This window comes from Maribacter arenosus (genome assembly GCF_014610845.1).
Lineage (GTDB): Bacteria > Bacteroidota > Bacteroidia > Flavobacteriales > Flavobacteriaceae > Maribacter_A > Maribacter_A arenosus.
Window position 1 is genome coordinate 377,441 of record NZ_JABTCG010000005.1, and the last position, 19,003, is coordinate 396,443.

18 protein-coding genes are annotated in these 19,003 nt (G+C 41.1%); 13 read left to right on the top strand and 5 right to left on the bottom strand.

Annotated features, from left to right (window positions below):
* Positions 1–28: 28 nt before the first annotated feature.
* The 5 genes from HPE63_RS15490 to HPE63_RS15510 all read right to left on the bottom strand — a co-directional run bounded on the left by HPE63_RS15490 (position 29) and on the right by HPE63_RS15510 (position 4,785).
* Positions 29–1,057 carry a Gfo/Idh/MocA family oxidoreductase gene (locus HPE63_RS15490; RefSeq protein ID WP_188315196.1) on the bottom strand — a complete coding sequence of 343 codons (1,029 nt, stop codon included), beginning with the start codon at positions 1,055–1,057 and terminating at the stop codon, positions 29–31.
* 238 nt (positions 1,058–1,295) lie between these two features.
* Positions 1,296–2,009 (bottom strand): SDR family oxidoreductase, encoded by a 714-nt coding sequence (locus HPE63_RS15495; protein WP_188315197.1) that lies wholly within the window; start codon positions 2,007–2,009, stop codon positions 1,296–1,298.
* 27 nt (positions 2,010–2,036) lie between these two features.
* Entirely contained in the window at positions 2,037–3,560 is a 1,524-nt protein-coding gene (locus HPE63_RS15500; RefSeq protein ID WP_223198184.1) for a Dabb family protein, read from the bottom strand.
* Positions 3,561–3,589: 29 nt separating this feature from the next.
* Positions 3,590–4,132: a GlcG/HbpS family heme-binding protein gene (locus tag HPE63_RS15505; protein WP_188315198.1), complete on the bottom strand. Its 543-nt coding sequence runs from the start codon at positions 4,130–4,132 to the stop codon at positions 3,590–3,592.
* Positions 4,133–4,209: 77 nt separating this feature from the next.
* Positions 4,210–4,785, bottom strand: a complete 576-nt coding sequence (locus HPE63_RS15510) for a Crp/Fnr family transcriptional regulator (protein WP_188315292.1) — start codon at positions 4,783–4,785, stop codon at positions 4,210–4,212.
* Between the two features lie 316 nt (positions 4,786–5,101).
* On the opposite strand from HPE63_RS15510, the gene rsgA reads away from it, so the two are divergent.
* The 13 genes from rsgA to HPE63_RS15575 all read left to right on the top strand — a co-directional run bounded on the left by rsgA (position 5,102) and on the right by HPE63_RS15575 (position 18,982).
* Positions 5,102–6,193: a ribosome small subunit-dependent GTPase A gene (rsgA, locus tag HPE63_RS15515; protein ID WP_223198185.1), complete on the top strand. Its 1,092-nt coding sequence runs from the start codon at positions 5,102–5,104 to the stop codon at positions 6,191–6,193.
* Positions 6,194–6,400: 207 nt separating this feature from the next.
* On the top strand, positions 6,401–7,885 hold the full coding sequence (locus tag HPE63_RS15520) for a leucine-rich repeat domain-containing protein (protein ID WP_188315199.1): 1,485 nt from the start codon (positions 6,401–6,403) through the stop codon (positions 7,883–7,885).
* A 143-nt stretch (positions 7,886–8,028) separates the two neighbouring features.
* Positions 8,029–8,484 (top strand): hypothetical protein, encoded by a 456-nt coding sequence (locus tag HPE63_RS15525; RefSeq protein ID WP_188315200.1) that lies wholly within the window; start codon positions 8,029–8,031, stop codon positions 8,482–8,484.
* Between the two features lie 311 nt (positions 8,485–8,795).
* Positions 8,796–10,196 carry a vWA domain-containing protein gene (locus HPE63_RS15530; protein WP_188315201.1) on the top strand — a complete coding sequence of 467 codons (1,401 nt, stop codon included), beginning with the start codon at positions 8,796–8,798 and terminating at the stop codon, positions 10,194–10,196.
* A 2-nt stretch (positions 10,197–10,198) separates the two neighbouring features.
* Complete coding sequence (locus HPE63_RS15535) at positions 10,199–10,591, top strand: hypothetical protein (RefSeq protein ID WP_188315202.1); 393 nt, start codon at positions 10,199–10,201, stop codon at positions 10,589–10,591.
* A 122-nt stretch (positions 10,592–10,713) separates the two neighbouring features.
* Positions 10,714–11,730: a sugar phosphate isomerase/epimerase family protein gene (locus HPE63_RS15540; protein WP_188315203.1), complete on the top strand. Its 1,017-nt coding sequence runs from the start codon at positions 10,714–10,716 to the stop codon at positions 11,728–11,730.
* Between the two features lie 199 nt (positions 11,731–11,929).
* Complete coding sequence (locus HPE63_RS15545) at positions 11,930–13,033, top strand: alpha/beta fold hydrolase (protein WP_188315204.1); 1,104 nt, start codon at positions 11,930–11,932, stop codon at positions 13,031–13,033.
* Between the two features lie 123 nt (positions 13,034–13,156).
* On the top strand, positions 13,157–13,528 hold the full coding sequence (locus HPE63_RS15550; protein ID WP_188315205.1) for a VOC family protein: 372 nt from the start codon (positions 13,157–13,159) through the stop codon (positions 13,526–13,528).
* Positions 13,529–13,661: 133 nt separating this feature from the next.
* Complete coding sequence (locus HPE63_RS15555) at positions 13,662–14,345, top strand: helix-turn-helix transcriptional regulator (RefSeq protein WP_188315206.1); 684 nt, start codon at positions 13,662–13,664, stop codon at positions 14,343–14,345.
* Positions 14,346–14,487: 142 nt separating this feature from the next.
* Positions 14,488–16,584, top strand: a complete 2,097-nt coding sequence (locus tag HPE63_RS15560; protein ID WP_223198186.1) for a PQQ-dependent dehydrogenase, methanol/ethanol family — start codon at positions 14,488–14,490, stop codon at positions 16,582–16,584.
* A 98-nt stretch (positions 16,585–16,682) separates the two neighbouring features.
* On the top strand, positions 16,683–17,117 hold the full coding sequence (locus tag HPE63_RS15565) for a PaaI family thioesterase (RefSeq protein WP_188315207.1): 435 nt from the start codon (positions 16,683–16,685) through the stop codon (positions 17,115–17,117).
* Positions 17,118–17,277: 160 nt separating this feature from the next.
* The gene (locus HPE63_RS15570; protein ID WP_188315208.1) at positions 17,278–18,516 is read left to right on the top strand and encodes a sensor histidine kinase; all 1,239 of its coding nucleotides are present in this window, start codon (positions 17,278–17,280) and stop codon (positions 18,514–18,516) included.
* A gap of 256 nt (positions 18,517–18,772) precedes the next feature.
* Complete coding sequence (locus HPE63_RS15575) at positions 18,773–18,982, top strand: putative signal transducing protein (RefSeq protein ID WP_188315209.1); 210 nt, start codon at positions 18,773–18,775, stop codon at positions 18,980–18,982.
* Positions 18,983–19,003 lie beyond the last annotated feature (21 nt).

Here is a 19,003-nt window from a genome sequence, read left to right on the forward strand (position 1 = left end):
TTAAGCTTCAAAAGACCGACCCTAATTTTCAGGGTCTCGTAATGCCAGCTTCCATAGCCCATTCGATGACTTTGATCACATCAAGGGCTTGTTCCGGGGGAATGATCAATGTTTTATTGCCCTTTAAAACGTCATATAGATTTGCATAGAACTGACCATAGTCGCCGTTTTCGGTGGTGATTTTTTCTTTGGTATTCGTGTCATGATGGGTCAATATGCCATAGTTCTCTTCCAGATCTTCGCCGATCCCTTCCCATGAAATAGGGTGCTGGGCCAATCTACTTTCTTGGGGATCATGCCCAAATTTCACAAAATGGGTCTTGGTTCCCACCAGTGAAAAGGTAGGCTTTCGTTCTTGGGTCAACATATCTGAAAGGATGGTCGCCTTAAAATCGGCATATAGAAAAGTGATCTTAAAATAATCGACCACCTGTCCGTGGGCACGTTGTATTTGCAGATCGGCTTTAATATCCAACGGCCAACCGAACAACACCAACACCTGATCGATCAAATGGGAACCGATATCGTACAAAATTCCCGCCCCGGGATAGGGATCTTCTTTCCAAGCCTTGGGGCCTATATCGGGTCGAAACCGATGTACGGCTAAGTGACATTCCTTTACCTTTCCCAATCGCTTGGTGGCCAGTAGCTTTTGTACGGTCTTAAAACCGCCTTCAAAGCGTTTATTGTGGTATACCGCGAGGTGTAACCCTTTTTTCTTGGCCAAGGCCAAAAGGGCTTCCCCTTCCTTTGTAGTAGCTGTCATGGGCTTTTCCAAAACCACATGTTTCCCAGCCTCCAGGGCCGCCTTTGCCATTTCAAAATGCAGATAGGTGGGTCCGTTTACAACGATTAAATCTACTTCTTTACTATTAATCAGATCTTCAAAACTCCGAACAATCGTAGCATGGGGATAGATCGCTTTTGAAATTGATTTTGTGCGTTCCAGAATCAATTTCAATTCAAAATCGGGATTCTTTTCAATAAAGGGGGCATGAAAAATGCGACCGCTCATCCCAAAGGAAACCAGGCCTACTTTAATTGCAGAATTTGACATATAAGGGGTTGCATGGCATTGGTTACGGGTCAAAGATACAAGAACACTCCGTCTTTTGAATAAAGACACTAGACCAAATGATCATATACCGTAATTAAGCCATTAGAGATAGTGTTATGGTCTATGTACAATACATAGTGCCGATAATGACTATATCCAATCCTTAGCTATACTTTGTATGACCTTAGGAATACGAATTTATCTTTGTGAAAATACATTGGCCTGCTTTCCCATTTGTTTATTTCCTTGCAGAAGGTGGTACAGCGGGTCTGACTTCTACCTTGCTAGGCAATGTTCTAGGATTCATACCTAGTAAATCAGCTACCATTTGCCCGATATCTTGGGGTTGGATTTTCCAAGCATCCTTCTCGGTAGGCGTTTGTCCGTCAATAAAAGTGGCTACCGAACCTGGCATAATCGTCGTTACCTTAATTTCGTAAGGTCTTAGATCGAGCATAATTGCCTGGGAAAAACCGACTACCCCGAATTTACTGGCATTATAGGCCGCTCCTTCTTCGAAAAAATTGGTACCTGCCAAGCTCGCCATGGTAATAATGTAACCTTTGGATTTTTTGAGTGCCGGAATAGCCGCTTTAACGGTATGGAATACGCCCGTCAAATTGATATCGATTACCGAATTCCATACTTCGGCACTCATTTCATCAATAGGGCTGAATTTCCCTATACCTGCATTGGCGATACAATAATCTAACCGGCCCCAGGTATCCAATACTTGTTGCACGGCTCTTTCTTCATCCCCCAATTTCCTCACATCTGATTCAATGGTCAAAACGTCTCCCTTTCCTATGGCTTTTAAGTGTTTTTCGGCGATCTTCAAATCACTTTGTGTTCTTGCTGTAATGGCCACATGAATACCCTGTTTTACTAAGGCTTCCGCTATGCCTAATCCGATACCTTTTGATCCTCCAGTAATGTATGCTGTTTTGTTCATGGTCTACTTTTTAATGCGTAAAAAACTTTATTGTTCTGTCCAGTAATCCATCACCAAAACATCGTCTATTATAGGGCCTATTTTAGTTACCAAGTTGATATGTGCTTCGTGAAATAAATAAATTTCCCTAGCGTGGTCATCCTTGAAGGTTAGGGTAAACGTATGGGTTAAACCTTTGCTAACTCCTTCCTTGCTATCGTTGACTCCCCATTCCAAATGCTCAATTTCGGGAATTTCGTTTTTAATATTTTCAAAAGCCTTAACAGCTTCGTCAATCTGTGCTTCGGTGGCCTCTTCCTTATACTTTAGGTTTACGATATGCCTTAATACTTTTTTACCCCTGTTGATTTTAGGGGAAACCTTGTAGGATACTACCTTTTTTAAATCGAACCTATTCGACCCTGCGATCAGGAAATTATCATCATCTATTTTATGGGACCTCAACCCATAATAAATTGAATAGCCGGTTTCTAAATAATTTATAGGGGTCAGCGTTCCGTTTACATCCAATTTACAAAGTTGGATGCTAGCGTCATCCCTTGTACCAACAGCCAATATGGCTTCGTTGCTTTTTACCGAGACTATTTCAATTCTTGTCTGCCCCTGTAACTTGGTGTTTTCATCATCTTTTAAAATGGAATGTGGCACCAAGGCTCCTTTTCTGTTTACTTTAAAGACACTTACAGCATCACCATGATACACAAAATCTGGATTTTTAATAAACCCATTTTTCTCGTAATATTTATGATGTCTATGACCAACAATGACATAGTAATGGTCCCCTAATTTCACTCCGGTCACCGGGTATGCCCCGGTTAAATAGCGATCTGTGGTAGTATCACCAATATTATTTATGTTTTTAAACGAACCGTTTTCATACACCCTAAAACTACTCACACCATTGTCTTGAAACCCTCCCGTGTATAAATATGTTTTTCCTTTGATTTTATGCGTAAACATGCCAATGATACCATCCGTATAAATTTTTTCATCATCTTTCATGGATTGAACATGCGCGAGTTTTCCATCATCCTGAATTTTAAAACTACTTAAGCCCGGTGTTTCTTCCAAGCCACCGATAAAGAGATAAGATCCTTGCTTCATATGAACAACCTGAAGGGTAATGGCAATACCAAGATGGGTTTCATCGGTATCCATGGTCAAGGAAACGCGATCTAGAGTTCCATTGTCTAAAATCTTAAAAGTTTCAATGGCGTTACCGTGCTTATTCGCTACAAATAGAAAGTCTGTACCCTTAATACGATCAACCACCATTCCTCTTGCGGGTCCGTCTTCCTTATAAAGCGCTTGGGAACCTATTGGAGTTAACTTTCCTTCTTTGTTCAAGCTGAAGATATCAATACCTCCAAAACCTCCTGCATATACGTAATGTGCCCCCCCTTTTTCGTAACTCGTAACCGTTACCGTATTATTGGCAGATATGCTCTTAAAATCCTGCATATAGGGCATGAGCCCATCCGTAGCTTGTGGTAAACAAATTTGGGATAAAAGCGATATGATAAAAAGAATGAAAAATTTTAAGCTACTCATAATTTTAAACATTTTTTGAATTGTAAGGATTATTCCAAGATCGCATTTGCACCTACAGTTGCGATGTCATGATCTTGCTCAATAGTTCCACCGCTAACGCCTATGGCACCTATGATTTTTCCTTCTTTATTTTTAATGGGAACACCGCCAGGAAAGGTAACGAGTCCGTCATTGGTAAGTTCAATATTATAAATAATGCCCCCGGGTTGGGTCAGCTTACCAAGATCGCCCGTATTTATGTCGAAATAACGCGATGTCTTTGCTTTTTTTATAGCTACATCTATACTTCCTAAATAAGAATCGTCCATACGGATAAACGCCTTTAAATTTGCACCGGCATCAACGACGGCTATATTTACCAAGACCTTTGAATCTTCGGCTTTTTCTTTAGCGGCCAACACGGCTTTTAAGGCATCTTCATGTGAAATGTCGGTTGTTGTTTGCGCACATACTGCAGCGGTATTCAACAGTAGACATACCCATAAGAATGCAATCTTGTTTTTTATCTTAGCCTTGGTAAATCGATTTGATGATCTTCCTTGAATGGATGACCCAGCTCCTGTTTTCTTCATTACTTGTTTCATTTGGTTGTATGCAAATAACTGGAATGAAATTGAAAAAAAAGTTGAACTTGTTCAACTCGGGAAAATTATTTTTCGCTTTTTTTAATTTTACTTAAAAACTCGTGGCTAATACCTAGGTAACCCGCGATTTGTTTATCGGTAAGCTTTGATGAGATGTCCGGATAGGTTTCCAAAAAATGGAAATAGCGTTCCTTTGCTGTAAAACAATGATTACGTATTAACCGCCTTTGCCATGAAACCAAGGCTTTTTGCGACATAATACGAAAAAGTTTCTCTACAACGGGAAGCGAATCATATAGCGCATTTTTATCCCGTCTGTTAATTAAAAGCACTTTACTGTCTTCCAACGCTTGTATGTTTAAGTTGGAAGGGGTTTGATTCATAAAACTATCGATATCCATGAGCCACCAATCCTTGGCTGCAAAATATAAGGTGTTTTCGTTTCCCTTTTTATCTAGCGTGAAAATCCGAAAACAACCTTCCAAGACAAAGCCTTCGAATTTACAAATACTCCCCTGGGTTAATAAAAATTCCTTTTTTTTAACATCGAAGGGTTTATAGTACTTGCAAATTCCTTCCAGTTCTTCAGTAGAAAGGTTTAAATTCTTCTTTATGTTTTGTTTTAGTACATCGTATGACATGGTTATAAGTATCGTTGGGCGCGTTAACGCAATGTACTGAAATCCCAACTTGAAATCAAAAACTAGTGGCATAGGAAAAGTATTGATCAAGTTTTTTTAAAGTTAATCAATAGCTTCCCTGCCACCCTTTTGGGCATGGTTTTTTACGTAAACACCCTTTTCCTGGGTACGCTCCCTTGCCACAACGCCTGAAACATTTGTGGCACTTCGCTGTCCCATGTGGCCATCCTATTTTTAGAATTAATGTACTTATACGTTTGGATATAGTATCTTAGTCCAGAGGAAAGCGCTAAAGCGCATGATTCAATTTACTCTTATGTTTAATGCAGATGCTACTCCGATGAAACTTGAAGATTTAGGGTATACTGAAGAATTGGAAGGGTACAGAAAAGAACGACATCTGGAGGTCTTCGATGTTGGTCGCGTTATCTTGGAACATAAAGACAAATATGTCATAAAATCGAACACGGCCGAATATAATGCGGAACTTATCGGTAATCTAAGATTTACTGCTGAAAGCAGATATGATTTACCTGCTGTTGGTGATTGGGTTGCCTTTTCTGAATATGACGAAAACAGAGCCTTGATACATGCGGTTTATCCAAGACATTCCATGCTTGAACGACAAGCTGCCGGAAAATCGGTACAACCCCAAATAATCGCCACAAATATCGACTATGGGTTGATTGTACAATCGGTGAATAGGGATTTCAACATCAATCGTCTCGAACGGTATTTGACCATTTGCAATACCTCACATGTAACGCCCATCATTATTTTGAGTAAGATCGATCTATTGGAAGAAGAAAAACTGAGGGCGCTTCTCGCTAAAATAAAAGAACGGATCAAAGGTATTGCCATACGAACGATAAGCAATGTATCACACCAGGGGTTGCACGATATGGCAAACCTTGTGGAAAAAGGAAAAACCTATTGTTTATTGGGTTCTTCTGGGGTTGGCAAATCGACCCTTTTGAACAAGTTATCAGGAAAGGAATTGATGACGACTGCTGAAATCAGTGCGGGTATCGATAGGGGAAAACACGTTACTACACACCGGGAATTGGTTGTTTTGCCGAATGGCGGAATTTTTATCGACAATCCTGGAATGCGGGAAATAGGTGTAACCGATACGTCGGTCGGACTTGAAATCACCTTTGATGAGATCGTCGAATTGTCCCAGAATTGCAAATTCAACAACTGTAAACATACCAGCGAAGAAGATTGCGCTATACGAAATGCTATTGAAAAAGGGGAACTAGATTCGGATTCCTATGCGAATTTCCAAAAAATGGAAAAAGAAAGGGCCTTTTTCGAATCGAGTATTGAGGAAAAAAGAAAGAAGGACAAAAATTTTGGGAAAATGATCAAAAACGTAAAAAAACAAAGAAAACAGAATAAGTACTAAGCCCCACTGCCTAGAGATTGCCTATCGCTTTATGTGCCATTCTATTCTTTAGAAAGTATCTTAGATAAAAAAGAACCTATTAAATCGCTAAAAAGCGATACGTTTACAATTGTTTTTAAGCATTAAAATACCATTGGCCATTTGATGAAAATTACGAAAGCACCAAACCACATTTTAATCCTAGGGGTCTTGCTCTTATCTCTTGCAATGACAAATTGCAGTAAAGATGATAAAGATGAAGAAGATGATATTCATAGATCAGAAAATATACTCGACCCAGATTTTGAATTGGCCTTGATCGATCTAGGTTATGACGACGTTTTTGATGGACGAATCTTGATCCATAAATTAAAGGATATAAAAGAATTGGATGTAAGTGACACCGATATTATGGATTTACAAGGGATTGAATGGTTTACAGGATTGACTTCCTTAAACTGTAGCGGTACGCGCTTAAAAACTTTAGATTTAACCCATAATAAAGCGCTGGTATCATTGGATTGTTCAGTAACCGATCTTCAACGTTTAAATACAACTGAAAATGTGAATCTGGAGATTTTAAAATGTAGCGGTAATCGCATTACAGACTTTGATCTTAGCAATAATGTGGCCTTAAAAAGTTTGGATTGTCGTTTTAATGCGGAATTGAATAAACTGGATGTGACCAATAATGTGGCATTGGAATCATTGGATTGTACACAAAATATTGCACTTGAAAATTTGGATATAAGCAAGAACATAAATTTAGTGACATTCAATTGTGCCCGTTCAGGTATAAAAAACATAGATCTAACCAATAATAGTGCTTTAAAGACATTGGATTGTTCGTGGGGCGTTGTTGAAAGTTTACTGTTAAAGGATAATACCGATTTAGAATTTGTAGACTGTTCTGGCAATGGTATTGATGCGTTGGATCTAAGCAACACCGCCAATATCAAGTATTTGGATTGTGGTTATAATGGTATGACGAGTTTAAATGTGAATAATAAACCCTATTTAGAAACCCTTATTTGTGGGGCAAATAACTATACAGCATTGGATATCAGCAATAATCCGTCCCTAAAAACAATGGATTGTAGCTTTAACCAAATATCCAGTTTAAATGTTGATAACAGTAATGCCATCGAAATATTGGAATGTAGAAACAACAATATTGAAAGTATGGATTTAGCCAACAAGGCAGTTTTAAAGGAGTTGTTTCTGGATCAGAATGAAATTACAAGCTTGAATTTAGACGGCTGTGTTGCTTTAAAAATAGTATTGGCATATGGTAACAGGATTACGGATTTGGATTTGAGTGATAATGTAGCGTTGGAAGTATTAGATCTTAATTTCAATTCGTTAAACGCTTTGGATGTCACCCATAATATCAATTTAAAGAATTTATATCTCCCATCAAATAATATTGAAAATCTGGATGTAAGTAAGAATGTTTTATTGGAATATTTGATTTGTGGCCATAACCCTATTTTAGATTTAGATGTCAATAACAATACTGCCTTACAATTATTATATTGTGAAACTACAGCTATTAGCAGTTTAAATGTAAGCAACATTGCATCGCTGAACTTTTTATATTGTTACGACAACAGCAATTTAAACTGCATTCAGGTAAGCGAAGCCCAACTGGATAATGTTCCTATAGATTGGGGAAAAGATGAAGCAACCCAATATAACACAAATTGTAATTAGTGTATTTTAGTTAGGGTAACCCATAGGTAGGGATGCGCCAGATATGCAAAAACCACTTAAAGGTTTTACACTCAGATATAAGGTATGCATGTTACTCAAGGACTGATTAAGGGAATCAGCAAAATTATAAATGAAAATACGACATGAAAAAGTCTCCTATTGCATTTCTTCTTGTCCTAGTCCTCTTTTCCCAATCATGTAAAGATGATGATTGCGGGGGTGTTTTATGCAATACCCCACCCGAACCCTTTGACTTTGAACTGATCGATAAGACCACTGGTGAAAATCTGTTCACCAACAACACCTATGATCCCACCGACCTCAAGGTCATCGATCGTGCCGATGATCGTGTAGTGGAATTTGACTTTATTTCGGAGAACAATTACAATATGATCAGGGTTTACACCATTGGCTGGCAAACGGAGACGGTTCAATACGCCTTCGAAATTGGTTCCGAACCCCTTTTTGAGCTCTTCGTAGATGCAGAAAGATTAAATGCGGATTGTTGCAGCTATACGGAATACAACGAAATACGTATCGATAACGCCGAATTTCAACGAGATCCAAGCACGGGAATCTATCAAATTTTGGTGGACTAGGACTTACATTTTAATACTACCCCTCGACTTAGCCTGTCCTGAGTCCCTGCCTGCCTTGAGCAGGAAAGTTGAAGGGATTGATGGGACATGTAATTCAGTCGGGCTATCGCTCTAAAAAACCTCTGGGAAGCTCTGCCCAAGACAGGCGAAGCAAAATCAAAACTTATTCCTTATCTTAGTACAAGAGGATACATCCTGCTTACCAGCGCCCCAAGTTGCCTACTGCTTCACAGATTGTGCGCGCTCTTGTTGTTATCCGGCCGTTCGCCATCTGTTTGATCGATCATAGCGTCTTTTATAATACCTTAAAAATGAAAAAATTACTCCCATTACTAATTTTAGTGTGCTTGGTATACAATGTAAAAGCACAAGAGGAACAACCATCCCCGATCCTTTTTATTTACGATGCCAGTGGGTCTATGTGGGGTCAATTGGATGGAAAAACCAAAAAAGAAATCGCTTCGGAAGTCCTGGCCACAACCGTTGGCAATTTACCAGAGGACCAAAATGTAGGTTTAATAGCCTATGGACACCGTAATAAAAGTGATTGTAACGATATTGAATATTTGGTAGCCCTGGCCAACAAATCAAAAACCAAGGTAACTAGCGCGGTCAAGGCCATCAATCCTGTAGGTCGTACCCCTTTGGCACGTAGTGCGACCATGGCCATAGAGTCACTCAAGGAAAGCAACACCAAAGCGACCATAATTCTGATTACCGACGGCATTGAATCATGTGATGGGGACCTTTGTAAAGTAATAACCGATGCCAAGGCCAATGGTATTGATTTTAAATTACATATTGTAGGCTTCGGTTTAAAGGAGGGTGAAAAAGGGCAATTAAAATGTGCCACAAAGGCGGGCGATGGCACCTATTATGATGCGAATAATGCAGGAGGTTTGGGTGAAGTGCTAACCGCGGCCACAACAGAAACCGTGGATAAACCTAATGGAAATTTTTCGATCTATGCCCTTAAAAATGGAAAACCTGTGGATGCTTGGGTAAAACCAAAACATTCGGTTTCCAAAAAGGACTTGAGAGGGGCACGAACATACAGGGATACCGCCTGGGTGTATTTGCCCCCCGGAACATACGATATTGAAGTTAAACCTTTGGAAAATTCGGATATCCCCGGAACTACCATCACTGTTGAAATGAAGAAAGGGGATGTAAAACACCAGGATGTAAGTTTTGATGGTGGCATTCTTGAAGTTGCTACCACCAATAACGGGAAGCCATGGGATGCCCTTGTGAAAATGTACGATACTACCAATAAGGTGGTCGCTTCGACCCGAACCTATGGTAAATCAAAAAAAATGGAAGTGCCTGCCGGGCATTACCGGATCACCTATTCCGCATTGAATTTAAAAGGCTTGGACATCAATAAAGAAGTGGGGGATGTTGAAGTAAAGGCCAATGCTACTAAAGCTATATTTCATGACTTTAAAAGTGGCGTTGCCCTGATCGGCGTTACAACCAAAAGTGGTGAATTGATTGATGCCACGGTCAATGTACATGACAAAACTTCGGGTAAGAATGTAGCCGGTAACCGAACATATACTTCCAAAAGTAGCAACCCCAAAGAATTCCTATTAAATCCGGGAACGTATGAGGTAAGGGTCATCACACTAGGTGCCCATAAAGGACAAAAAAGCACTTTTACCATCACCGTAAAACAAGGCGAAACCGTTGAAAAAACAATCACGTTTTAAGGATGGCACATCGGATGTTGAAATTGTATAGTCTTTTGCTATATCCCCTTACGCTTATTGCATTCTTCTTTGTGGGTATATCGTATGCCGGCCTAGTGGAAGCAGGTAAAAATCAAGGCCTGGCAGGGGGTGCCATTGTCTTTGGCTATGGTATTATGGCCGCTGTTATCGGTTTGGTCATTGCACTTTTCGTAGCGTATAAAACAAACCGAAAAACCATATTCTGGCTCAACATTATATTGACAGTGGGTATAGTGGTATTTTACGTCTTTTATCATATTAAATTTTTAGAACGGCAAAAAGTCAAGACGCTAGAAAAACAGAACATAGAGCAACCGACACAACCCACCGAACCAACCTCCAAAACTTCGGCGGCCACCAAACCGCTTGTTTAATTTCCAGAACAGAAAAATCACTTAAATAAGCACATCTTGGCATTGTCTAATGCGAGCTAATTTCGTAACTTACTCCCTATATTTTTTTACACTGAAAAATCAAAATAAATACTTAGAATACCATGAAAAACAAAACAAAAACCTTGGCCATCGCCTGTAGTGCGATCTTTCTATTTTCCAGCACGATAGGATGTAAGGACAAAGCGGAAAAACCTGCTGAAGCGGAAGCCACCGAAGTAGAAGCGGAAGCCGGTCCCGATTTTCAAATTTCCTTGGCCCAGTGGTCATTACACAAAACCTTTTTTGGGGTTGAAACCATGAACTGGGAAGAATTTGGTAAAACATTGCAGGAATCCCCTGATGACTTATTAAAGGGCCCTGACCCAATGGAATTTCCTAAAATGGCAGCGGATTACGGAATAAACTCCATAGAATTGGTCAATACGTTTTACTTCAGTAAAGCGAATGATATGGAATATTGGGCCAAGTTTAAACAGAAATGTGAAGAGGCCGGGGTAACGGTCGGTCTGATCATGTGCGATGCGTTGGGAAATTTGGGTGATGATGATCCCAAAAAACAGTTAGAGGCCGTTGAAAAACATTATCCATGGGTCGATATTGCCCAATTCTTGGGCGCACATTCCATTCGTGTGAATGCCGCTGGTCCTGGTACACCAGAGGAATTGGCCAAAAATGCCAAAGTTGGACTTGCCAGCTTAGGAAAATATGCCGCAACCAAAGGCATCAACGTTATTGTTGAAAACCACGGGGGACATTCCTCTAACGGGGCATGGCTAAGTGGCCTTATGGGACAGATCAATATGGAGAACGTGGGTACGCTTCCCGATTTCGGAAATTTCTGTATCGAACGTGGCCCTGATGGTTGTGTTTCGGAATACGATAAGTATGTAGGCATTAAGGAACTCATGCCATATGCCAAAGGGGTGAGTGCCAAAAGCCATGAATTTGATGAAAATGGCAATGAGGTACATTCCGATTATTTGCGAATCATGCAAATCGTAAAGGATAGCGGATTTAAAGGTCATGTAGGCATCGAATACGAAGGCACGCAACTTTCGGAGGACGAAGGTATAAAAGCGACCAAGGCCCTGCTTGAAAAAGTATTCGCGCAGCTATAGATTGCGTAAACCAATAAACTTAAAAGCCCCTTGTCATTACGATCATCGTTATTAGACAAGGGGTTTTTTTATAAAATTTCAATCAAAATCCAAGGCATTCCAGTGATACATGGTTGATGCGAATTTTTAATCATTCCCTTCGATCAATTGGGAATTGAACGATCGATCACATTGATGATTTGTTTAGCACATGTACAAAATGAAACGATTTAAAAAGGCCCTGAAAATATTCGCGTACCTCCTTAGCGGTCTCTTTATTATGCTCTTCGGTCTGGTGATCGTACTATGGTTAAAAAGTCCGGGGACTACCGACCCGATCGTTGACGCCAATGGCAAGGATATGCCCAATAGTATCGCCTCAATAGAAAAGGTAACCCTTGGTGATTTGGAACAGACCCTTATAATTCGAGGGGCCGATCGTACCAAACCCGTCATGCTTTTTCTACATGGCGGTCCCGGAAGTCCGGAATTTATATTCCTGAGAAATACGAATAGTGCCATAGAGAATGATTTTGTGATGGTATATTGGGAACAACGTGGCGCTGGCAAATCCTATTCAGCAGAGATCCCGGTGGAAAGCATGAATCTTAATCAATTCATATCGGATACCAAAGAACTTAGTGAACTGCTTGCCAAACGGTTTGGAAAAGATAAAATCCATATCATGGGGCATTCCTGGGGGTCTCTACTTGGGATTTTAACCGCTCACCAATACCCTGAGCTATTTTATACCTACTTTGGGATCGGACAGGTATGTCATCAATATAAAGGGGAACGAATTTCCACGGAATGGGCCAAGGAACAGGCCGTTAAACATAAGGACAAAGATGCCATCGAAGCACTTGGCGCATTGCGTTTTCCCGATTCCCTAGCCGGTAGCGAGGCATGGATGGATTATTTACCTATAGAACGTAAATATGTAATGCAATTCGGAGGTGGGGTAACCCGCGAAATGAAGGGGATGTGGCCATTGGTCATGATGCTCCTTGAGGCAAAAGAGTACACTTTTGGGGACAAAATGAATTATTTGAAGGCATCCATGTTCTCGACAAAGCATCTCTGGCCCGAGGTAATCAATACAAATCTATTCCGTGAAATCGATAGCATGCAGGTGCCCGTGTATATCTTCCAAGGCATACATGATTATCAAACCCCCTATGCGTTGGCCAAGGATTTTTATGATCAATTAAAAGCGCCACAAAAGGCCTTTTATACATTCGAAAATTCAGCCCATAGCCCCTTGATGGAAGAAAGTGAACGGTTTAACTCGATCGTTAAGGAAAAAGCGGTGGAAAGTGAATGAACATTATGGGAAATCGTTTTGGGAACAAAAATAATATGTGTACAAAAAATAACCCCTGACATCATCTGTCACTCCGTCTTTTAATTTTGTAGTATTGTTTAACAACTAAAATCACATACAACCATGAAAAATGCGATCAGCTGGTTTGAAATACCAGCAACAAATTACGAAAGGGCCAAAAAATTTTACAACACCATGTTGGGCATTAAAATCGCCGATATGCATATGCCAGAAGGTAAATATGGGATGTTCCCTTATGATAATGACAATAATGGTGTCGGTGGCGGACTTGTTGAAATGAAGGGTGCCAAGCCTTCCGCCGATGGGGTGACCATTTACCTGAACGGAGGGGATGACCTAAGCGGACCCCTTTCCCGTGTCGAATCCGCCGGTGGTAAGATATTAATGCCCAAGACCGATATTGGTGAAAACGGGTTTATGGCCCAATTACTGGATACCGAAGGCAATAGGGTGGCCTTGCATTCTTGGAATTAAAAATTTCTATCCTCATTAGGGGTTCTTCGAGTTCGCACAAGACAAGCTAGGTCGAAAGCCTCCGAAAGATAATTAACAAGGTTATTTGATTCCCCATAAAAACTTACTTTTATGGGGAATCTGTTATTAACTAATGTCACAACTACCAAGACTTATAAGCATATTGACACTTTTAAAATCCCGTCGGGTTTTAACTGCTCCCGAACTGTCCGATAAGTTTGGTGTAAGTGTACGTACGGTTTATCGTGACATTCAAAAACTGATCGAGGGTGGGGTTCCCGTGATTACCATCGAAGGTCGTGGTTACACCCTGATGGATGGGTATACGGTGGCACCGGTACAGTTTACCGAGAAAGAGGCCAATGCCCTGATCACCGCGGAGCATGTTGTGAAAAAAAGCAAGGATTCCTCTTTTGTTGCCGATTTTGAGGATGCCCTTACCAAAATAAAATCGGTGTTCCGATCCTCGGTATTGGAGAAAAGTGAGCTCCTGAACAAAAAAATACATGTCTTTGACCATAGCTTCGAAAACATATCGAGCAATGCCCTCTCAGAGATCCAACTGGCCATTACCCACTTTAATTTTATGGAAATCAACTACCGTAAGGCCGATGATCCCAATATCTCTTTTCGAAAGATCGAACCTTGTGCCCTATTCGCTACCTATGAAAAGTGGATCTTGATAGCTTGGTGCCATTTACGGAAAGACTATCGGGCATTTCGCATCGATCGCATCCAACATTTTAAGATACTACAGGAGCAATTCGAGGACCGTAAATTCAATATCCAGGAATATTTCAATTCCTGTCCGTTTTAAATTCCAGAATCCCCATCCCGCTAAATAGAACACACCTTTCGGACAAAAAAAAGAGGTGTTCATCATCTGTACTTCCTTCCTAAGAGGAATAAAATATATATTTCATAGGCAATTCAAGTTCATCCAACAAAACCAACTTTCTATGAAATCGATTCACCTCAAAATCATCCTCAATGCGCTACTGGGTTTATTTTTAATGACCTCATGCGATAGCTATAACGACAAGGCCATCGCAGATGAAGAGCAAACCGCCAACTGGTTGGCATACGGTCGAACCCATAACGAAAGACGATTTAGTCCGGCTATACAGATCAATACCGAAAACGTATCCAATTTAAAAGTGGATTGGTTTATGGACCTCCCTAATGACGTGGGCCTGGTTAGCACGCCACTTGTGGTAGAAGGGGTACTATTTTTTACCGGCACCATGAATGTGGTAAGGGCCGTAAATGCCGAGACCGGGGAATTGCTATGGGAATATGATCCCGAAGTGGGCAAAGCGGTTGAAGGGAAAAAGAAAATAGGATGGAAACACAATCGGGGATTGTCTTTTTACGAAGGCAAGATCTTTGCCGCTACGTGGGATGGTCGGTTGGTGGCCTTGAATGCCAAAACAGGGGAAGAAATATGGAAGGTACGTACTTTTGATATGGAAAGATCTCTCTACATCACAGGGGCTCCAAAAGCCTTCAAAGGCAAGGTATTGATCGGCAACGGGGGTACGGAAAATGGCCCTACAAGAGGTTGGGTAACCGCCTATGATGCCGATACTGGTAAGGAAGCTTGGAAGTTTTATATCGTCCCGGGAAACCCAGCGGATGGTTTTGAAAATGAGGCTATGGAAATGGCCGCCGAAACATGGACAGGTGAATGGTGGAAACACGGTGGCGGTGGCAATGCCTGGCATGGGTTTACCTATGATGCCGATTTGGATGTGCTGTATATAGGCACTGGAAATGGGTCCCCTTGGAACCGAAAAATAAGAAGTCCGGACGGGGGCGATAATCTGTTTCTATGTTCTATTGTAGCACTGAAACCCGATACGGGCGAATACCTTTGGCATTACCAGACCACCCCTGGGGAAAGTTGGGACTACAACAGCAATATGGACATTGTCCTTGCCGATTTGAATATCGACGGTAAAGAGGTAAAAGCATTGATGCATGCCCCAAAGAACGGATTCTTTTATGTGATAGACCGTGAGACGGGAAAGTTGATATCCGCCGAACCCTTCGTAGAAACCACGTGGGCTTCCCATATCGACATGAAAACGGGTAGACCTGTTGAAATTGAAGGGGCAAGGTATGAGACCGAGCCCGCTTATATTGCACCAAACGCCTGGGGTGCCCATAGTTGGCATGCCATGTCTTACAATCTGAATACGGGTCTTGTATACATTCCGGCCCTGCACCAAGGGGCGAACTATTCCGATGAAGGTATAGATTTAGAGACTTGGCAAGCTGAAGAATTTAAAGGGGGTATGGGTGTTAATACCACTGGCGATGATAGACCACGGGAATACCCAGCATCACTGATTGCCTGGGATCCCGTAAAGCAAAAGGAAGTTTGGAAAATACGCCAAGAACATTTGCATAATGCCGGTACCTTGACTACCGCGGGCAATCTTGTGTTTCAAGGGAGACCAGATGGTAAATTTTTGGCCTATAATGCCGAAACCGGTAAAACCCTTTGGACCTTTGATGTGGGATTGGGAATAGCGGCCCCACCGATTACCTATACTTTGAACGGAAAACAATACATTGCATTATTGGTCGGATGGGGCGGCGGATATGCCGGTCTTGGTGGCGACAAAGCAGCTGATTTAGGTTGGGCCTACCGCGCCCAAACCAGAAGGTTGATCAGTTTTTCCTTGGAAGGCACTGCCGACATGCCAAAATTACAACCCCCTGTCATCCCGGTACCCATTGATGATCCCGATTTTATTATCGACGAGACCTTAGCGAATATCGGAGCATCAAAATATGGGGAATGTACGGCCTGTCATGGATACATAAGCGGTGGTATGGCACCGGATCTTAGGGCCTCGCCTATTCCTTTGGACAAAGCATCCTTCGAATCGGTATTGAGGGCTGGTTCAAAGGTTGCTATGGGCATGCCCGCTCACCCTGATATTACGGATCAGGAATTGGAAGGATTAAGACACTTTATCCGACAAGTGGCGAGATATTACATAAAAAAAGATAGCCTGGATCAAAATAAGGTCTCGGCCGGGCATTGAATCCGTTACGAACTTAAAATAGGCTGGGAATCGATAGTTATTGTTTAAGATGTTTCTTGTTTACTACATGCATTGTATCTTTGGGGTAAAATATTACAATGAACAAACCCCTGGCATATTTCAAGGAACACATAGGCAAAGATGCCTCCCAATCCCCTTCCCCCCTGATGCAATGGTTGAACCCTATCTTGATCCGTGCGGAAGCCGGTGAACTGGAGTTTTCCTATGTAGTGCGAAACGAAATGACCAATCCTTTGGGAATCATTCATGGGGGCACAACCGCGGCGATCATCGACGATGCCATGGGGGCCGCTGTTTTTTCTTTGGGACTACCTCATGTCTACACCACAGTGAGCCTTTCGGTAGACTATTTTAGCCGTGCCCAAGTAGGGGAAACCATTATTGCCCAGACCAAAATCATTAAAAAAGGCAAACAGATCATCAATGCCGAATGTGAGGTCTGGAATGAAGACAAAACCCGATTGATCGCCAAAGGCCACTCGAACCTTATCCAAAGCAAAATTCCACTATAAATCCTCTAATTCTTGCTTTCTATTAAGTATTGACTGCCTTATTTTATAGGTAATGGCATACTATTGGCACGAAAAGGACGTTCTAGTACGAAGTAATCCAAATCTTACGATTTTTATAGTATTAATAATCTATACTATAATTTAAAAAAACTTCAACTTAATGATAGCACCTCAAGACCATATTTACGAAAAAGAACGTTTGGAAGCTTTGGAATCCTATTCCATTTTGGATTCACTGCCAGAAGAGGATTATAATTCCTTGACCGCCATTGCGGCCGAAATTTGTGGCACCCCTATTTCACTTGTAAGCTTATTGGATCATGAAAGGCAATGGTTTAAATCCAGTTTCGGACTTGATGTCTCCGAGACCCCCAAGGAATATGCCTTTTGTGCCCATGCCATAAATGAGGAAGAGGATATTTTTATTATCCAGGATTCTAGAACGGATGAACGATTTCATGATAATCCCCTAGTGATTGATGAACCAAAGGTGATTTTTTACGCAGGAGTCCCACTATGTACACCAGAAGGACTCCCTTTAGGAACGCTTTGTGTAATTGATCACAAGCCACGACTTTTAAGCCAAGGTCAAATTAAATCTTTAAAGGCCCTATCGCATCAAGTCATGAATCTTTTACAATTGCGAAAGACCAATAGGCAACTGAAGTTGACATTACAAGACCTAGAGGAAAAGAATGATGAATTGGAGCGTTTCGCTTATATAGCTGCACATGATCTTAAATCCCCTTTGAACAATATTTCAACAACTACTGAGGTGTTTTCTGAAGGCTATGCATCGATTTTGGATGAGGATGGAAGAATGTTGATTGGCTTTATAAGTAAAGCGGCCAGTCAACTCAAGGGGCTTGTCGACGGACTTTTGGCTTATAGTAAAAGTGATTCCATCTTAAAAGAAAAAGGGACTAAAATCGATATTAAATCACTTCAGAAAGACATTCTTGGTTTGTTCGCTTACGACAATTCGGTCTCTATTGATATCATTTCAGAATTGGAATATATAACAACAAACAGAACCGCTATTGACCAAATATTGATCAATCTTGTCGGCAATGCCATCAAATACAACGATAAAGAGAATACAGAGGTTACAATTGAAGTCGTTGGGCACGATGAGGACTATACCTTTACGGTAGTTGATAATGGCCCAGGTATTCCTGACGGGGAACAACATAAGATTTTCCAAATCTTTAAAGTATTGGCCCCAAAGGATAGATTTGGGGAATCGGGAAATGGCATAGGGTTGGCCACTGTAAAAAGAATAACGGAGAAAATGGGCGGTACCATTAGCATTGAATCCGAAAAAGGTCAGGGTTGTAAATTTATATTCAACCTAAAAAAGACAGGTCACCCAACCGAAGAATTACAAATGGCAAAATAGACCAATAAGACCTACATATATATAATCCATAACCTTTGGCTATGGATTTTTTTATACCCCAGATTTGCGACTTTGGAAGCATCCCGCCTGAAATATATTTTTAATACAAAAACATGGTGGATAGATAAAAAAAAGCGGTAACTTTCATAAGCGACCTATAGGAGTATGGTCCAAGCGATATACGTTGAACCTGATGATCCACTTTAGGCCTTTGTTATTATTGTATCGGAAAGAAACGAATTCTTAAAAAGAACATATGACGTCCAACTATAAAAAGATATTCACCGGAGATTCCTTAAAGGCAAAACTATTGGTTGCCAGGCTTCATGAAATAGGCATTGAAGCTGTTGTTAAAGACGAGGCCGAATCGGCGCGATTGGCAGGTTTTGCCTCCTCGATGTTAGGGCAGGTCGATGTGTATGTACATAAGGATGAGGAAGAAAAGGCACTGACGGTAATATACTAAAAATAAGCTGTTAAGGGCATA